Raw genomic sequence first — 16,736 nt, 5'->3', positions numbered from 1 at the left:
CGCTTCTGAAACGAATTCTTCAGGTCCTGCCTATGGCGAAAGACAGAATTTTGTCATCCTCGGGCTCGACCCGAGGATACATAGTGGTTGCACACACGGCCCTGCTTTACGTTCAGCCTCCGGAGGTATGGATCTGGGGTCAAGCCCGAGCATGATGTTGAGCGTGGGTCGGCCGTGGGCCATAGCACTGGAATCCTCCGGGAGCCTGCGATCCCTCAGAGGCCCTTCTCTGCCAACCACTGCTGGATGGCGGCGATGTCGGGGGCGCCGATCTCGTGACCCATGTCGAGATCAAGGGCCGTGAGGCTCGCGCCGGTTTTCGCAAGCTCAGCTTTCAGTCGCGGCGCAAACTGGCCGTAGCCGTCGGACTTGCCGGTCAGGAGCAGAATGTCGGTGCCAGTGAGGTCCGGCGTCGGCATGTCGTCGAGCACGAGCATGGAGCGCATCAGCACCACGTTCCGGATCAGACCCGGATGCAGCGTCATCAGCGCGACCAGCAGGTTGGCGCCGTTGGAGTATCCGATGAACACGGTTTTCGCGAGATCGATGCCATAACCGTCGCGCGCACCTTCGAGAAAAGCGGCAAAGGCATCGGCTTCGGCGCGCGCGTCTTTCTGGTCGAAGGTCGTCGAAGAATAGCGCCGGAACCAGCGCGGCGAGCCTTCTTCGTTGGAGCGGCCACGAACGCCGAGCAGGGTCGCCCGGCTGTCCACCTGATGGCCGAGATGCAGGAGCTGCGTCTCGTTGCCACCGCTGCCGTGCAGGAGCACGAAGGTGCGGTCGTCGGGCGTCTCGGGATGGTAGAAGCGGTGAACGAAAGGCAGGTCGCGTTCCGTCAGGCGCGGCTCGCCCGGCAGCGCGAACTGCGGCAGGCTGACCAGCGTTTCCGCAGTCCGGTCGGCGAAATGCGCCGGGATGAACAGCTGCGTGCCGAGCGTTTCCTTCGGTTCGTCGAGGGTGAAGCCGGGCTTGTCGGTTGCAAACTCGTAGAGCGAGCCGCCGGGTTCGCGGACATAAAGCGAATAGAAGTATTTGCGATCGTGGGCGTTGACGGTGGCATCGTCGCGCTTCAGGTCGTCGCGCAGCTTCAGCACAGCTTCCTTGTCGGGGGCGCGGAAGGCGATGTGGTCGATCGTGCCAGTGCCGGGGGCTGCGGTCCAGAAGCCGGTGGCGTCGCGCACGTCGATGATGTCGCCCGATTGCGAGGTAAAGCGGTGGATCGTGTCGGTGGCGCCGGTTTCGACATAGACGAAATGCTCGGCCAGGAAGCGGGCGGTTTCGGCCGGCTGCTCGGTCAAGATCGTCGCGCCGCGCAGACGCCGGATCGCGTCCGCCTCGGGAATGTCGCGCGTGCTCCAGGGCGCCGCGGAGGAAAGCGCTTGTGTTCCAACGAGCTTGACGATGATCCCGTCGGGGTCTTTCAACCTCAGCACCGGCTCGCCGAATTCCTGGGCCGGGCCGGAGATCTTGATGTTGTGCTGGAGCGCCCGCGTCAGCCAGAAGCCGATGCTTTCCGGCGCGATGGCAAAGGCGATCTCGCTTGGCTGGCCGTGGCCGACACGGCCGGGCGCACCGTCTTCCCACATCAGAAACGTCACGAGCGAACCGGGAGACCCTTCGGCGTCGCCATAGAAGAGATGAAGCTGGGTGGCATCCTCGTAACCGCCGGTGCGCTTGACGAGGCGCAGGCCGAGGAAACCGACGTAAAAGTCGACATTGGCCTGCACCTTGCGGGCAATCAGCGTGATGTGGTGGATGCCGCTCGTCATCGTTCGTCTCCCTGTATGATGCGCTCACAAACCACATGCGGGTCGTCCGCGCCAGAACTCCGCCGGAGAACGCTGTGTTCAACCCAGACGGAAAATCAGTATCGGTCCTCGGAGAGAAAGGCTTTGAAAGCGTCGGCATAATCCGGATGCCAGCGCGACAGCGGCGGCCGGTTCTCGACGATGTCGCCGGCTGCCCACAGGATGCGCTTTTCGTCGGTTGACCTGCTGACGTCGTTGTCGGGGCAGAGAATGTAGAAGTCGCCCCGCTCAAGGCTTTCCATCATGAAGTCGACGGTCTGATCCGGCGTCCAGGCGCCCTCGGGCTTTTCCGTGCGGCCGTTGGCGGTGAGCGACGTATAGACGAAACCGGGAATGAGCAGATGGGCGTGAAGCTTGCCTCCGGCGATGTTGCGCAACTCATGTTCGAGCGCCTCGGTGAACGCCTTCACGCCGGCCTTCGAAACATTGTAGGCGGGGTCGCCTGGAGGCGTGGTGATGCCCTGCTTCGAGCCGGTGTTGATGATCACGGCCGGTTGCCCGTGAGCGGTCATGTGCGGCGCGAACACACGCGAACCATTGATGACGCCCCAGAGATTGACGGCGAGCACTGCCTCCCAGTTTGCCTGCGGGCCGAACATGGCGCTGCCCGGCTGAATGCCGGCATTGTTCATCAGCACGTGGACGGAACCGAAGCGCTCGCGCGCGGCGTGCTGCAGAGCTTCGATATTCTCAAGACGGGAGACATCGGTGGGAATGGCGACAACGTATGTCGTGCCATGCGGCGAAAGCTCCGCGACCTCCGCTGCGGCTTGCGTCAGGCGCTCACCCTCGAGATCGGCGAGCACAACGCGCATCCCGAACCGCGCAAAGCGCCGAGCGCTGGCAAGGCCGATGCCGGAGGCGGCACCGGTGACGACGGCAAGGTGATCGGCGGCAAAGGCGGGATGAGACATGGCGGCGGCTCCAGCGGGCAGGATCTGATGCAAGAGATAGGGCACGACCTGACGGCTGTCCATCGTGGCGGTCATTTGTTCGAAACGAGGAAGCACCTGAAATCTATCCGTTTTTGGCAGGGCAAACCTTGCCGCCCCGGCCCGGCACGCTAGTTCCGATCAGGACCATGGTAGCCGAGGTGGACTGCCGCAACATGTATCGGATGGATTGATGGCCGGAACGGCAACGCGCAACGACAAACGTACCCCGTGTGAAAGCTGTCCCTTGCGCAAGCTCGATCACTTCCGGGCATTTACCGCGGACGAGCTGGCGTTCATTTCGGAATTCAAGACCGGAGAGCTCGCAGTCGACAGCGGGGCGACGATCCTGGTGGAAGGCTCGCACAGCGCGCATCTGTTTACCGTGCTGACCGGCTGGGGCTTTCGCTACAAGATGCTCGACGATGGGCGGCGGCAGATCCTCAACTACATCATGCCCGGCGATCTCGTCGGGCTACAGGGTAGCCTCATGGGGGAAATGCAGCACTCGATCGAGGCGCTCTCCCCTGTCACGCTTTGCGTCTTCGAACGCGGCAAGCTCAATCGGCTCTACAGCAGCTATCCCGACCTCGCCTACGATCTGACATGGATTGCAGCGCGTGAAGAGCGCATCCTCGACGAGAACCTCCTGAGCATCGGGCGGCGGTCCGCACTGGAGCGCGCCGCCTATCTTATCGCCTTCCTTTACCAGCGCGCCAAGGCGCTCGACCTCTTCAACGGCAGCCGCGTGGCCATCCCCATCACCCAGCAGCACGTGGCCGATACGCTTGGCCTTTCGATCGTCCACACCAACAAGACGCTGAAGAAGCTGGCCGAGCGCGGCATGATCCGTTGGGCCGACAAGGGCTGCAATGTCCGCGACATCGACGGCCTGCTGGCTATCGCCGGCTGGGAAGGTTTCAGCGAGACCAAGCGGCCGCTGATCTGACATTCGGCGGTGGAGAGTAAGGCACAGTTAGCCGGAATGGTGCCGAGCATACGGCGACCGGCGCGGTGTTGGCCATCTGCGTCGAACGGAGGTTGAGTTCGGGAGCGGTCCGGACCCCGCCGCATGGCGGGGCCCAGGGCAAGTCATGGCGGTGTCGTCAGGCCGCGACGATCGCTCGCAGCATCCACAGTGCCTTTTCGTGGAACGTGAGGCGATCGGTCAGCATGTCCGTCGTCACAAGGTCGTCGTTCTCATCGGCTTTCACCCCGGCTTCGCGCATGCGCCGGACCGCTGCCTCGTGGTCGGCAATGAGGTCTGCGACCATATCGGCCGCCGTCGTGTGGTTGACCGACGCGCTCGTCGGAGCGAACTGGTTGGCCTCGCCGAGTTTTGCCGGAGCGAGATGGCCAAGCGCGCGGATGCGTTCGGCGATGATGTCGGTCGCCTTGAAAAGGGTATTGTAGTGTTCTTCGGTCAGCTCATGCAGCGGCTTGAACAGCGGGCCGACGACGTTCCAGTGATAGATGTGGCTCTTGATGACGAGCTTGTAGGTGTCGGCGAGAATGTCGGAGAGGGCGGCCGCCATCTGCTGACGATAGGCCTTCTTCAGCCCGATGTCGAATTCCTCGTCCTTGACCTTCGGTTTCAGCACGGAGGCTGCCTGTGCCATGATCTTTCTCCAATCTGCTTCGGGAAATCATATTCGTGACGTGGTGCGGGCACGCGGCTGCCATCCGCCCCTGCGCCGCTTTCCATTGAACGCCCGGCCGCGCGCGTTGTTCCTTCGCGCGCACTCGAAGAGAAGATGTGATCAGGCTGCGGCAGGGATGAAGGGCAACATGTCTTTTTTAAATGCCCCAAAGTCTTATCGGGCCTATAGCTCATTGCTTCATTGCGCAGGTCGTAAACGCCTTCGCAAACAGGCCTGCGTGAAAGGTGGACCGAATGCCAACGATCGAGATTCCACCGTCGATCAGAACTGTGCTCGTTCTGGAAGACAATTTCATCATCGCCATGGATGCGGAGGAAATCCTGACATCCATCGGCATCTCCAACGTGCAGATCGCGACCAACGCCGAGCAGGCGATGCAGCTCATTTCGGCACAGACGTTCGATTTCATCATGCTCGATGTCAATCTCGAGAATGAGACGAGCTTTGCGGTTGCCGACGCGATCATTGCCCGCGGCCTGTGTTTCGGGTTCACCAGCGGCTACGGCAATGCGGACATCTTTCCTGTGCATCTGCGCGGCGTCCCCAGGATCGACAAACCGTTCAACGAGATCTCGATCGGTCATCTGATCGCCACGGCTACCAGGCGCGAGGGCGTTTAACCGCCTCACCCTGAGCTTCTTTCCTGCGTGTGTCGAGCAGCGCTGCCACCATCGGTCGCAGCGCTGTTTGCAGACTGAGGACTTCCAGACACCGGCCAAGTATGCGACTTTGTTGGCATCCTCGCCACGGAGGCGAGGCGCATCTTGTCTGTTGGCGGGCATTTGAAAGTGCCCCGACCATTGCTGGAGCCGGGTGGAGCGTATGGCGCAGTTCACATGCAGCGTGCGGCACTGTGGTTGGGCGATCGTGCTCGCCTCCACGCTTCTGCTGGCCTCGTGCGAGAAGCAGGAGGCGGAGGCCGCAAGGCCGGAAACAACTGTTCGGATCGTCGAAGCTGCGCTCACCGATTACCAGCAGACCGTCACCCTGACAGGTGAGGTCGTGGCGCATGTGCAGGCGAACCTTGCCTTTCGCGTCAGTGGCCAGGTGACGCAATGGTTCGCCGACGTCGGCGCTCATGTCGATGAAGGCGAGCTTCTGGCGAAGATCGACCCGCGCGAACAGGAAGCCGATGTTCAAGCTTCCGAAGCGGCGGTAAAGGCCGCAGAAGCGCAGGTGCGGCAGGCCTCAGCGACTTTGGCACGGCAAAACACGCTGATGGCGCAAGGCTTTACGACGCGCCGTGATCTCGACCAGGCCGAAACGGCCGCGCGCACCGCTACAAGTGCGCTCGATGCTGCCAACGCGGAACTGGAGAGTGCGCGAACCGCCCTGTCCTATACGGAGCTGCGGTCGAGTGCTGCCGGCATCGTCACGGTGCGACATGCCGAGGTGGGACAAGTGGTACAGGCGGCGCAAACCATGTTCTCCGTTGCCAAGGACGGTCCGCGGGACGCCATCTTCAATGTTCACGAGGGCCTGTTGTTCATGCGGCCCGCGAGCGAGGACGTGACGCTGGCGCTGGTCAGCGACCCCTCGGTCACGTCGATCGCGCGGGTGAGCGAGATTTCCCCGACGATAGACGACAAGGCAGGCACGGTGCGGGTGAAGCTGGCGATGCAGGAGACGCCGGAGCGTATGACGCTCGGCTCGTCGGTGACGGGTGTCGCCCGTTTCGAGCCCGCCAAGGTGATCGCGCTGCCGTGGACGGCGCTCACTGCCGTCGAGGGCAAGCCGGCGGTGTGGATCGTCGATCCCAGGGACAGCACGGTCAGTCTCAAGCCGATCGAGGTGAAGTCCTATGAAAGCGGCAGGGTGCTGGTCGCGTCCGGGCTTTCGGTCGGCGAGAAGGTCGTGGCGGAGGGCGGCAAATTCCTGCGCCCGGGCCTGGTGGTGCATGCGGTGGCAGAGGAGCAGGCGAAATGAGCTGGTCGAGATTCCCGCACCTGGTCCTGCCTATTGCCGTATTGTTGCTGCTCGCAGGGTGCCAGAAGGAAGAGGAGCAGGCGACCGAGGTCGTTCGTCCTGTCCTGTCGATGATTGTCAGCGAGCGCATTGACGCAGCTGCGAGCTTTGCGGGAAAAGTGCAGCCCAAGGTGCAGACGGAGCTTGGCTTTCGGGTGATCGGCCGGCTTGTCGCCCGCGATGTGACCGTCGGCGATGCGGTGGTGGCAGGCGCCGAGCTTGCCGCCCTCGACCCCACCGCCTTCGAACTGGCGCTGCGGTCGGCAAAAGCCGATCTGGCAAGCGCAGAAGCGACGCTTTCCAACGCAACCGCTGCCGAAGAGCGCCTGACCGCACTGCTGAAAACCGATACGGAAAGCCAGGCCACGGTCGACAGCGCCCAGCAAAGCCGCGAAGCGGCGCAGGCATCGCTTATACGGGCGACGGCTGGGCTGGCGAAGTCCGAAGAACAGCTCTCATACACCAAGCTGAAATCCAACTTTGACGGCATTGTCACGGCGACCGGGGCCGAGGTCGGCCAGGTGGTGTCGGCCGGCGAGATGGTCGTGACCGTAGCTAGGCCCGGCGAGCGCGACGCGGTCGTCGACGTGCCCGACGGTATCGCGCTGTTTCCGATCGGCACGCCCTTTTCGGTCGCGCTGCAGATCAATCCGGATCTCAAGGTCAACGGCACGGTGCGCGAGATCGCGCCGGCCGCCGACCCTGTCACCCGAACCCGGCGCGTGAAGATTGCGCTCGACAATCCGCCAGTCGGGTTCAGGTTGGGAACGACCATTACGGCGACGCGACAGGGCGCCGAGCATGAACTCATGCTTATTCCTTCGACCGCCGTGTTCGAGCGGGAGGGCAAGCGTTTTGTCTGGATCGTCAATGAACGGGGTGGCGATGTCACGGCACGCGAGGTCGAAGTTGGTGCGGATGTCGGGGGACTGAGACCGGTGACCGCCGGGCTCAAGCCGGGAGAGCGCATCGCCACCGCCGGCGCGCACAGCCTTGAGGAAGGCCAGAAGGTAAAGATTTCCGACGGAGCGCGTTCATGAAGAAGTTCAATCTTTCGGACTGGGCGCTCGATCACAGCTCCATGGTCTGGTACTTCATGATCGTCTTCGTCGTGCTCGGCGTCACGTCTTATGTCGAGCTCGGGCGCGAGGAAGACCCGTCCTTTACCATCAAGACGATGACGATCTCGGCCGCCTGGCCGGGCGCCTCGGTTGAGGAAACCACGCTTCAGGTCACGGAGCGCATCGAGCGCAAGCTCGAGGAACTGGAATCGCTCGACTACACCAAGAGCATGACGACGCCGGGCCAGACGCTGGTCTTCGTCAATCTGAAACCGGAGACGAAAGCGCGCAATGTGGCGGCGACCTGGGTCACGGTTCGCAACATGATCAACGACATTCGCGGGGATTTTCCGTCGGGTGTCATCGGACCTGCCTTCAACGACCGCTTCGGCGACGTTTTCGGCAACATCTATGCCTTTACCGGCGACGGACTGACCCCGCGGCAGCTGCGCGACTATGTCGAGAATGCGCGCCGCGATATCCTGACGGTCCCGAACGTTGGCAAGATCGATCTGATCGGCGCGCAGGACGAGGTGATCTATCTCGAGTTTTCGCCGCGCCAGCTCGCAGCACTCGGCATCAACCAGCAGCAGGTGATCGAGACGCTGCAGGCCCAGAATGCGGTCTCACCCTCTGGCGTCATCCAGACCGAAGGCGAGCGCGTCAGCATTCGCGTCGGCGGCCAGTTTTCATCGGAAGACAGCATCCGTTCGGTCAACCTGCAGGTCAATGATCGCTTCTTCCGTCTCAGCGACATAGCAACGATCAGCCGCGGCTATGTCGATCCGCCGTCCGCCCTGTTTCGTTTCGAGGGCAGGCCGGCGATCGGGCTGGCGATCGGCATGAAGCAGGGTTCCAATCTGCTCGATTTCGGCAAGGCGGTGGAGCGGAAGATCGAGCGCCTGGAGCAGAGGTTGCCTGTCGGCGTCGACGTTCACCTGGTGTCCGACCAGCCGCTCGTGGTCGAGGAGGCGGTCTCCGGCTTCACGCGGGCGCTGTTCGAGGCGGTGATCATCGTTCTTGCCGTCAGCTTCGTCAGTCTGGGCATGCGCGCCGGCCTGGTCGTGGCGCTCTCCATTCCGCTGACGCTGGCGATCACATTCGTCTTCATGTCCTATTGGGGCATCTCGCTGCAGCGCGTTTCGCTCGGCGCGCTGATCATCGCGCTTGGCCTGCTCGTCGACGATGCGATGATTGCGGTGGAGATGATGGTAGCGCGGCTGGAGGTCGGCGATTCGCTGCGCAAGGCGGCGACCTATGTCTATACCTCGACGGCCTTTCCGATGCTGACGGGCACACTCGTTACCGTTGCCGGATTCATCCCGATCGGCCTCAACAACAGCGCAGCCGGCGAGTTTACCTTCACACTGTTCGTCGTCATCGCCATTTCGCTGCTCGTCTCGTGGATCGTTGCGGTGATCTTCGCGCCGCTGCTCGGCATCACCATCCTGCCGAAGACGATGAAGCAGCATGCCGGAGAAAAAGGTCGGGTCGGGCGACTGTTTTCAAGGCTGCTCGATCTCTGCATGCACTGGCGCTGGACGACGATCATCGCCACGGTCGCGATCTTCTGTCTTTCGGTCTTCGGAATGGGTTTCGTGCAGCAGCAGTTCTTTCCGTCCTCGGACAGACCCGAGATCATCGTCGATTGGTCGCTGCCGCAGAATTCCTCGATCGAGGAAACCAATGCACAGATGGCGAAGTTCGAGAAAGAGAAGCTTGCCGGCAACCCGGATGTGTTGCGCTGGTCGAGCTATGTCGGCGAGGGGGCGGTGCGTTTCGTGCTGTCCTTCGACGTCCAGCCGCCGCATCCCTCCTTCGGCCAGATGATCATCGTCACCAAGGGGCTCGACGTCCGCGACAAGGTGCGCGCCGACCTGCAGGCCTATCTCAAGCAGACTTTCCCGGGAACGGATGCCTATGTGAAGCTGCTCGACATCGGACCGCCGGTCGGGCGACCGATCCAGTACCGCGTCAGCGGGCCGGATATCGAACAGGTGCGCAAGCATGCGCTCGATCTCAGCGCCGTGCTCGGCCGCAACCCGCAATTGGGCGAGATCGTCTACGATTGGAACGAGCCGGCGCGCATGATCAAGGTCGACGTGCTGCAGGACAAGGCGCGCCAACTCGGCGTGACCTCACAGGATATCGCGAATGCCCTCAACGGCATCGTCGGGGGAACGACTGTCACACAGGTGCGCGACGACATCTACCTGATCGACGTGATCGGCCGGGCGCGCGACTCCGAGCGGCAATCGATCGAAACGCTGCGTGATCTCCAGCTTCCCGGCGCCAGCGGCAATTCCGTGCCCTTGGCAGCTGTTGCCAATTTCCGCTACGAGATGGAGCAGCCGGTCGTCTGGCGCCGCTCGCGTCTGCCGACGATCACGGTCAAGGCGGCGATCAACGGCACGGCACAACCCTCGACGGTTTCCGCACAGTTGGAAAAGGACGTGGCGGCCTTTGGTGCCGGACTTCCGGACGGTTACAAGATCGAGATCGGCGGGACCATCGAGGAAAGCGCCAAGAGCCAGGCGCCGATTGCCGCTGTCGTGCCGCTGATGCTGTTTGTGATGGCGACGATCCTGATGATCCAGTTGCAGAGTTTCTCGCGGCTGTTCCTGGTCTTTGCCGTGGCGCCACTGGCGCTGATCGGTGTCGTCGCGGCGCTGCTTCCAAGCGGTGCGCCGCTCGGCTTCGTCGCGATCCTGGGCGTGCTGGCGCTGATCGGCATTCTCATCCGCAACTCGGTGATCCTCGTCGTGCAGATCGAGGATCTGCGCAAGGAAGGGGTGGCCGCCTGGGATGCAGTGCGCGAGGCGACCGAACACCGCATGCGGCCGATCATGCTGACGGCCGCGGCCGCGAGCCTCGGCCTGATCCCGATCGCGCGGGAAATCTTCTGGGGGCCGATGGCCTATGCGATGATGGGCGGCATCATCGTTGGGACGGTGCTGACGCTCCTGTTCCTGCCGGCGCTTTATCTCGCCTGGTTCCGCATCAAGCCGCCGGCTGAGGATGGCGGTGCCGATGGAGAGATTGCACGAAGCGATGGCGAGGCGGTGCCGGTCTAAGACGGGCGCTGACGGTTCAAGCTGACGGTGGTCTCAGACCTTCCCGCGCGAGACGAACCAGGGATTGGCAAAATCGCTGTCGGTTGCCTGGTTTCGCTTGCCATAGGTGAGTGGCATGCCTTCCATCGTCAGGGTCTCGCCGCCTGCCGCCCGCAGGATGGCGTCGCCGGCCGCCGTGTCCCATTCCATCGTACGGCTGAAGCGCGGGTAGACATCGGCAAGTCCCTCGGCCAGCAGGCAGAACTTGAGCGACGAGCCGACGGCCTCGTAGTCGGTGATGCCATGCTCGGCGAGATAGGCGACGGTCTCGGCGCTGTTGTGCGAGCGGCTCGCCAGCGCCACCAGCCGATCGCCGCGGCTGCGACAGCCGATCACGGTTTCCGGCTCGACCATAAATGTTTCGGAGACGACCGATTTCAGTGCCCTGCCACCACTGGCGGCATAGAGGATGCCGAGCGCTGGCGCATAGACGACGCCGGCTACCGGCGCGCCGCTTTCGATGAGCGCGATGTTGACGGTGAAGTCGTTGTGGCGGCCGATGAATTCCTTGGTGCCGTCGAGCGGATCGACCAGGAAGAACGTTTTGCCCGAGATATTGGGTATGGAGCCGGCAGCCACCGATTCTTCGGCGACGACGGGGATATCAGGAAAGGCGGCCGCGAGATCGGCCAGGATGATGCGCTCCGCACATTCGTCGGCATCCGTCACCGGCGAACAGTCCGGCTTGTAAACCACTTCCGGCCCGGAGTGGTAGATGTCGAGAATGGCGCGCCCGGCGGCGATCGCGGATTTCTTGAGAATGTCGAGCATTGCTTGTCGTCTTTCAGGCCTTTCTCGCGCCATAGCACACTCGGCGACGGAAGTTGCCCATAGTTTTCGACGGTTCGCGCGAAATGTCCTGTCGAAGGCGCGTGTGCGAAAGGATTTCGGCGGTTGCGGCAAAAGGCCGACTTGATTTTTGCACCTGCGAGAAGCTTGCATCTTTGCTCCTCGCGCCGGCTGTGCAAATGTGCCGACGCAACTGAACTGGATGCCTTCATGCGTTATTCCGCATTCTCGATCGTCAGGAACGCCCTCTCCGGAAACCTGAACTGGAAGCAGCAATGGCGACAGCCGCAGCCGAAATCCCATTATGACGTGATCATCGTCGGCGGTGGTGGCCACGGTCTTGCGACCGCCTACTATCTCGCGAAGGAATTCGGCGTGAAGAACGTCGCGGTGCTCGAGAAGGGTTATCTCGGATCGGGCAATGTCGGCCGCAACACCACGATCGTGCGCTCCAACTACATGCTGCCCGGCAACGAGCCCTTTTACGAGTTTTCGATGAAGCTCTGGGAAGGGCTGGAGCAGGACCTGAACTACAACGTCATGCTGTCGCAGCGCGGCGTGATCATGCTCTATCACAGCGACGGGCAACGCGACGCCTATATCAGGCGCGGCAACGCCATGTGGATGGAAGGGGTGTCGGCGGAGCTGATCGAGCGCGAACAGTTGAAGAAGATGATCCCCTTCCTCAATTACGACCATGCGCGCTATCCAATCCTCGGCGGCCTTCTGCAGCGGCGCGCGGGCACCGCCCGCCACGATGCCGTCGCCTGGGGGTATGCCCGCGGCGCCGACCAGCACGGCGTCGACATCATCGAACATTGCGAAGTGACCGGCATCCGCCGCGAGAACGGCGTCGTTACCGGCGTCGAGACGTCGAAAGGCTTCATCGGCTGCGGCAAGCTGGCGCTGGCGGCTGCCGGCAATTCTTCGCAGGTTGGCGAGATGGCGGATCTGAAGCTTCCGCTTGAAAGCCATGTGCTGCAGGCCTTCGTAACCGAGGGGCTGAAGCCCTGCATCGATCACGTCATCGTCTATGGCGGCGGCCATTTCTACATTTCGCAGTCGGACAAGGGCGGGCTGGTCTTCGGCGCGGAGATCGACGGCTACTCCTCCTATGCCCAGCGCGGCAATCTGGCGACGGCCGAACACGTGATGGAGGAGGGGGTGTCGATGATCCCCGGCCTGTCGCGCGTGCGGGTGCTGCGCGCCTGGGGCGGCGTCATGGACATGAGCATGGACGGTTCGCCGATCATCGACCGCACCTCGATCGACAACCTCTACCTCAATTGCGGCTGGTGCTACGGCGGCTTCAAGGCGACGCCGGCGTCCGGCTACTGCTTCGCGCATCTGATCGCCAGAAACGATACGCATCCGGTGGCGCGGGCCTTGCGGCTCGATCGTTTTGCGCGCGGCTATGCGGTCGACGAGGCCGGTGCCGGACCGCAACCCAATCTTCACTAGAGCATCCCGCTTTCAAGTGGAATCACTGAAAGCGGATAAGATGCTCTAGAGCGGCGCCTGCCGGATGACGACCATCCGGCTGACCAGGAACATGAGCGAGCCAGGTTGAGGCTCCAGGATACGGAAGACAATGGCAAGCCTGATCACCTGTCCCCATTGCGGGGTCCGCCCGAAGGAAGAGTTCGCAGTTCGCGGCGATGCGTCGCTCATTCGGCCGGCATCGTCGGCATCGGACGCGGCCTGGCATGACTATGTCTATGTGCGCGTCAATCCGCGGGGCCGGACGCTTGAGCATTGGCATCACGTTGCCGGCTGTCGCCGTTTCCTCGTTGTCGAGCGCGATACCGTCACCCACGAGGTCTATTCGGTTGTCGATGGTGCTGCCGCGGCGCGGGAGGTACGGCGATGACCGCCTATCGCCTGTCCTCCGGCGGTCTTCTCGATCGCAGCAAGGTTTTGAGCTTCACCTTCGACGGTCGGCCACTGCGCGGTTTTGCCGGCGACACGCTTGCCTCAGCGCTTCTTGCCAACGACCAGTTGCTGGTCGGCCGCAGCTTCAAGTACCACCGTCCGCGCGGCATTGTCAGCGCCGGGCCATCGGAGCCGAATGCGCTCATGACCCTTGGCTCGGGCGCCCGCAGCGATCCGAACACCAAGGCGACCGTGGCCGAGCTTTATGCCGGCCTGACGGCGAAGAGCCAGAACCGCTGGCCCTCGCTCGGCTTCGATGTCGGTGCGGTCAATGGCCTGCTTTCGCCGTTTCTCGGTGCCGGCTTCTACTACAAGACCTTCATGTGGCCGCGCCAGCTCTGGGAAATGCTTTATGAGCCTGTGATCCGGCGGGCGGCCGGTCTCGGCCGGGCGGTGCTCGAGCGCGATCCGGAGAGCTACGAAAAGTCCTGGGCCTTTTGCGACCTGCTCATTGTCGGCGGCGGCCCGGCGGGTCTGATGGCTGCCCTGACGGCCGGCCGCGCCGGTCTTCGGGTCATCCTTGCGGATGAAGATTTTCGACTTGGCGGATCGCTGCTCGGCGAAACGGAAACGATAGATGGTTCGCCTGCACCGGCCTTTGCCGAACGGGTCGTTGCCGAATTGCTGTCGCTCGACAACGTCACGCTTCTGCCGCGCACCACGGTCTTCGGCTGGTATGACGACAATGTCTTCGGCGCGGTCGAGCGGGTGCAGAAACATGTGGCCGAACCCTCGGCCACGCTGCCCACCGAACGCGTCTGGCGCATTGCCGCCAAGCGCGCGCTGCTCGCCACCGGTGCCGAAGAGCGGCCGCTGGTGTTCGGCGGCAATGACTGTCCCGGCGTCATGATGGCCAGCGCGATTGGGACCTATGCCCAGCGCTATGGCGTATCAGCAGGCAAGTCGGTGGCGATTTTCACCAGCGGCAGCAGTGGTTATCGCACCGCGCGCGGCCTTGTGGCCAGGGGCGTGACGGTCTCGACGATCGTCGACAGCCGGCCTGAGGCGACTGAGGCAGCGCCCGATGGCGTGCGGGTGATCCGCTCCGGCGCGATCGTCGACACCAAGGGCCGCAAGCGGCTTTCCGGCATCGTCATCGAGCGCTCCGGTTTCGAGGAACTGATTGCCTGCGATGCGCTCGGCATGTCCGGTGGCTGGAGCCCGGTCATTCATCTCGCTTGCCAGCGCGGTGCTCGGCCGGTGTGGTCGGAGGATTTGAAGGCATTTTCAGCACCGGATGTCGGTGGCGGCCTTCGTGTCGTCGGATCCGCCAATGGTGTCTACACGCTTTCCGGCTGCCTGCGCGACGGTGCCGAAAAGGCGACGACGATTGCCGTCGAGCTGGGCTTCAACGCCGCCGAAGCGTCGCTGCCGGTCATCGAGAACGAGGCAGAGCCTTCGTTTGCAGCGCTCTGGTATGTGCCAGGCGCCAAGTCGAAAGCCTTTGTCGATTTCCAGAACGACGTGCATGCCAGGGATCTCGGCCTCGCGTTGCGCGAAGGTTTTGGCCATGTGGAGCATGCCAAGCGCTACACCACCAGCGGCATGGCAACCGACCAGGGCAAGCTTTCCAATGTCAATGCGGTCGGTATTCTCGCCGGCATGCGCGGCGTGAGCCCGGCCGAGGTCGGCACCACCACGTTCCGGCCTTTCTATACGCCGGTGTCTTTCGGCGCTCTGGCGGGCACTTCCCGCGACGGCCACGCGACGCCGACCCGCAAGTCGCCCTTGCATGAATGGGCGAGGAAGAACGGTGCGACCTTCGTCGATTCCGGCCTGTGGTTCCGCTCGGCCTGGTTCCCGCGCGCCGGCGAAAAGACCTGGCGGGAAAGCGTCGACCGCGAAGTGCTCAACGTTCGCGCCAATGTCGGGCTCTGCGATGTCGCCACACTCGGCAAGATCGAGGTTTTCGGAGCTGACGCGGCGGAATTTCTCAACCGGCTATATTGCAATCCCATGCTCAAGTTGCCGGTCGGCAAGGCCCGCTACGGGCTGATGCTGCGCGAGGACGGCTTCGTCTTCGACGACGGCACCGTGAGCCGGTTGGCGGAAGACCAATTCTTCGTGACGACGACCACCGCCATGGCCGGCGCCGTCATGTCCCATATGGACTATTGCGCGCAGGTGCTGTGGCCCGATCTCAAGGTCCGCTTCTGCTCGGTGAGCGATCAATGGGCGCAGATGGCGATTGCCGGGCCGAAAGCGCGCGACGTACTGCAGCAGTTGATCGACGAGGATATCTCGGAAGCGGTTTTCCCGTTCCTGGCGGCGCGTTCGATGGTGCTTCGCGGCGGCATCAATGCCCGGTTGTTCCGCATCTCGTTTTCCGGCGAACTCGCCTTCGAGCTGGCCGTTCCCGCCGGCTACGGCGAGGCGGTGGCCGAGCAGATCATGGAAGCGGGACGTGCGCATGGTATCTGCGCCTACGGCGTCGAGGCGCTGAACGTTCTGCGGCTCGAAAAAGGACATCTGACCCACGCGGAGTTCGACGGCCGGGTGACGCCCGACGATGCCGGGCTCGGGCGCATGGTTTCGGCGCAGAAACCCGATTTCATCGGCAAGCACCTGTCGGCACGCTACGGCCTGACGGCAGCGGACCGAATGCAGCTTGTCGGACTGAAGCCGGTCGATAGGGACAAGGATATGCGTGCCGGGGCTCATCTTCTGAAAGAGGGCATGAAGCCGTCGACGCTCAACGATCAGGGCTGGGTCAGCTCCGCCGGTTACTCGCCGGTGCTGGGACATCACATCGCGCTCGCCTTCCTCAAGTCCGGGCGCGAGCGCTATGGCGAGAAGATCGTCGTCTGGGACAAGCTGCGCGATCACGAGATGATCGCGGAGGTCTGCGACCCGGCGTTCGTCGATCCTGAAAACAAGAAGCTGAAAGCCTGAGGAGGCGGTGATGGTTCGCGACTACAACAACCGCCATGCGCTCGACCAGAAGCTGCGCGGCACACCCAAGCCCGCAAATGCGGATCACCTCGAAGTTGGCCATTGGCAGGCGATTGCCACGGTGCTTGCCAGTGTCGGGCTTGAGGCAGCGGTGGAGCGGGCGCTTTCGTCGACGCCCGATCTGTCGTTGCGCTATTGCGGTCCCGGCGAGTGGCTGGTGGTGTCCGGCGTCGACACGCCCCTTGGCCTCATGCGCCGTCTCGACATGCTGTGCGGCACGCAGGCGCATGTGGTCGACCAAAGCGACGGCCGCGTTCTCATGCGCCTTTCCGGGCCGTCGGCGCGACAGATCCTTGCCAAGGGCATCGGCGTTGATCTTCACCCCTCAGCCTTTGCGCTCGGCGGAAGCACCAACGTGCTTTGCGGCCATATCGCCGTCAACCTTTCGCGCATCGGTGAGGATGTCTTCGAGCTGATCGTTTCGCGCAGCTTTGCCGAATCGCTGTTCGAGGACCTGATGACGATGGGTCGTCCGTTCGATCTCTCGGCTGCCTTTTCCGACTAAAAACAAATGCGGCATCGA

13 protein-coding genes are annotated in these 16,736 nt (G+C 63.0%); 9 read left to right on the top strand and 4 right to left on the bottom strand.

Features of this window, described 5'->3' with window-relative positions:
• Nucleotides 1-215 precede the first annotated feature (215 nt).
• Both HT585_RS12465 and HT585_RS12460 read right to left on the bottom strand, forming a co-directional pair.
• Nucleotides 216-1,769 (bottom strand): VOC family protein, encoded by a 1,554-nt coding sequence (locus tag HT585_RS12465; protein WP_176353169.1) that lies wholly within the window; start codon nt 1,767-1,769, stop codon nt 216-218.
• Nucleotides 1,770-1,864: 95 nt separating this feature from the next.
• Nucleotides 1,865-2,722, bottom strand: coding sequence for an SDR family NAD(P)-dependent oxidoreductase (locus HT585_RS12460; RefSeq protein ID WP_176353294.1), 858 nt, complete (start codon nt 2,720-2,722; stop codon nt 1,865-1,867).
• Between the two features lie 211 nt (nt 2,723-2,933).
• Between HT585_RS12460 and HT585_RS12455 the strand changes: the two genes are divergently transcribed.
• The gene (locus tag HT585_RS12455) at nt 2,934-3,689 is read left to right on the top strand and encodes a Crp/Fnr family transcriptional regulator (protein WP_176353168.1); all 756 of its coding nucleotides are present in this window, start codon (nt 2,934-2,936) and stop codon (nt 3,687-3,689) included.
• 157 nt (nt 3,690-3,846) lie between these two features.
• On the opposite strand, the gene HT585_RS12450 is transcribed toward HT585_RS12455, so the two are convergent.
• The gene (locus tag HT585_RS12450; RefSeq protein ID WP_176353167.1) at nt 3,847-4,359 is read right to left on the bottom strand and encodes a Dps family protein; all 513 of its coding nucleotides are present in this window, start codon (nt 4,357-4,359) and stop codon (nt 3,847-3,849) included.
• 275 nt (nt 4,360-4,634) lie between these two features.
• On the opposite strand from HT585_RS12450, the gene HT585_RS12445 reads away from it, so the two are divergent.
• The 4 genes from HT585_RS12445 (at nt 4,635) to HT585_RS12430 (ending at nt 10,501) form a co-directional block, all read left to right on the top strand.
• Nucleotides 4,635-5,021 carry a response regulator gene (locus HT585_RS12445; RefSeq protein WP_176353166.1) on the top strand — a complete coding sequence of 129 codons (387 nt, stop codon included), beginning with the start codon at nt 4,635-4,637 and terminating at the stop codon, nt 5,019-5,021.
• A gap of 202 nt (nt 5,022-5,223) precedes the next feature.
• Nucleotides 5,224-6,327, top strand: coding sequence for an efflux RND transporter periplasmic adaptor subunit (locus HT585_RS12440; RefSeq protein WP_176353165.1), 1,104 nt, complete (start codon nt 5,224-5,226; stop codon nt 6,325-6,327).
• Nucleotides 6,324-7,406, top strand: a complete 1,083-nt coding sequence (locus HT585_RS12435) for an efflux RND transporter periplasmic adaptor subunit (protein WP_176353164.1) — start codon at nt 6,324-6,326, stop codon at nt 7,404-7,406. Before HT585_RS12440 ends, HT585_RS12435 begins: the two co-directional genes overlap by 4 nt.
• Nucleotides 7,403-10,501 (top strand): efflux RND transporter permease subunit, encoded by a 3,099-nt coding sequence (locus tag HT585_RS12430; RefSeq protein WP_176353163.1) that lies wholly within the window; start codon nt 7,403-7,405, stop codon nt 10,499-10,501. The genes HT585_RS12435 and HT585_RS12430 overlap by 4 nt, the downstream gene beginning before the upstream one ends.
• Nucleotides 10,502-10,534: 33 nt before the next feature.
• Here HT585_RS12430 and cysQ read toward each other — a convergent pair whose 3' ends face one another.
• A complete protein-coding gene (gene cysQ, locus HT585_RS12425; RefSeq protein ID WP_176353162.1) occupies nt 10,535-11,311 on the bottom strand; it encodes a 3'(2'),5'-bisphosphate nucleotidase CysQ in 777 nt (258 codons plus the stop codon).
• A 228-nt stretch (nt 11,312-11,539) separates the two neighbouring features.
• On the opposite strand from cysQ, the gene HT585_RS12420 reads away from it, so the two are divergent.
• From HT585_RS12420 to HT585_RS12405, 4 genes are all read left to right on the top strand, one after another.
• On the top strand, nt 11,540-12,790 hold the full coding sequence (locus tag HT585_RS12420; protein ID WP_176353161.1) for a sarcosine oxidase subunit beta family protein: 1,251 nt from the start codon (nt 11,540-11,542) through the stop codon (nt 12,788-12,790).
• 130 nt (nt 12,791-12,920) lie between these two features.
• Nucleotides 12,921-13,199 carry a sarcosine oxidase subunit delta gene (locus HT585_RS12415; protein ID WP_176353160.1) on the top strand — a complete coding sequence of 93 codons (279 nt, stop codon included), beginning with the start codon at nt 12,921-12,923 and terminating at the stop codon, nt 13,197-13,199.
• A complete protein-coding gene (locus HT585_RS12410) occupies nt 13,196-16,153 on the top strand; it encodes a sarcosine oxidase subunit alpha family protein (RefSeq protein WP_176353159.1) in 2,958 nt (985 codons plus the stop codon). The genes HT585_RS12415 and HT585_RS12410 overlap by 4 nt, the downstream gene beginning before the upstream one ends.
• Before the next feature lie 10 nt (nt 16,154-16,163).
• The gene (locus HT585_RS12405; protein WP_176353158.1) at nt 16,164-16,718 is read left to right on the top strand and encodes a sarcosine oxidase subunit gamma; all 555 of its coding nucleotides are present in this window, start codon (nt 16,164-16,166) and stop codon (nt 16,716-16,718) included.
• The last annotated feature ends 18 nt before the right edge of the window (nt 16,719-16,736 follow it).

The sequence above is a fragment of the Ensifer oleiphilus genome (assembly GCF_013371465.1).
GTDB classification, from domain to species: Bacteria; Pseudomonadota; Alphaproteobacteria; order Rhizobiales; family Rhizobiaceae; genus Ensifer; species Ensifer oleiphilus.
This window is presented reverse-complemented; position numbering and strand designations above follow the sequence as displayed.

Excerpts from the sequence above, each read along its gene's own strand:
- HT585_RS12465 (WP_176353169.1), bottom strand. The coding sequence starts at position 1,769 with ATGACGAGCGGCATCCACCACATCACGCTGATTGCCCGCAAGGTGCAG.
- HT585_RS12460 (WP_176353294.1), bottom strand. The coding sequence starts at position 2,722 with ATGTCTCATCCCGCCTTTGCCGCCGATCACCTTGCCGTCGTCACCGGT.
- HT585_RS12455 (WP_176353168.1), top strand. The coding sequence starts at position 2,934 with ATGGCCGGAACGGCAACGCGCAACGACAAACGTACCCCGTGTGAAAGC.
- HT585_RS12450 (WP_176353167.1), bottom strand. The coding sequence starts at position 4,359 with ATGGCACAGGCAGCCTCCGTGCTGAAACCGAAGGTCAAGGACGAGGAA.
- HT585_RS12445 (WP_176353166.1), top strand. The coding sequence starts at position 4,635 with ATGCCAACGATCGAGATTCCACCGTCGATCAGAACTGTGCTCGTTCTG.
- HT585_RS12440 (WP_176353165.1), top strand. The coding sequence starts at position 5,224 with ATGGCGCAGTTCACATGCAGCGTGCGGCACTGTGGTTGGGCGATCGTG.
- HT585_RS12435 (WP_176353164.1), top strand. The coding sequence starts at position 6,324 with ATGAGCTGGTCGAGATTCCCGCACCTGGTCCTGCCTATTGCCGTATTG.
- HT585_RS12430 (WP_176353163.1), top strand. The coding sequence starts at position 7,403 with ATGAAGAAGTTCAATCTTTCGGACTGGGCGCTCGATCACAGCTCCATG.
- cysQ (WP_176353162.1), bottom strand. The coding sequence starts at position 11,311 with ATGCTCGACATTCTCAAGAAATCCGCGATCGCCGCCGGGCGCGCCATT.
- HT585_RS12420 (WP_176353161.1), top strand. The coding sequence starts at position 11,540 with ATGCGTTATTCCGCATTCTCGATCGTCAGGAACGCCCTCTCCGGAAAC.
- HT585_RS12415 (WP_176353160.1), top strand. The coding sequence starts at position 12,921 with ATGGCAAGCCTGATCACCTGTCCCCATTGCGGGGTCCGCCCGAAGGAA.
- HT585_RS12410 (WP_176353159.1), top strand. The coding sequence starts at position 13,196 with ATGACCGCCTATCGCCTGTCCTCCGGCGGTCTTCTCGATCGCAGCAAG.
- HT585_RS12405 (WP_176353158.1), top strand. The coding sequence starts at position 16,164 with ATGGTTCGCGACTACAACAACCGCCATGCGCTCGACCAGAAGCTGCGC.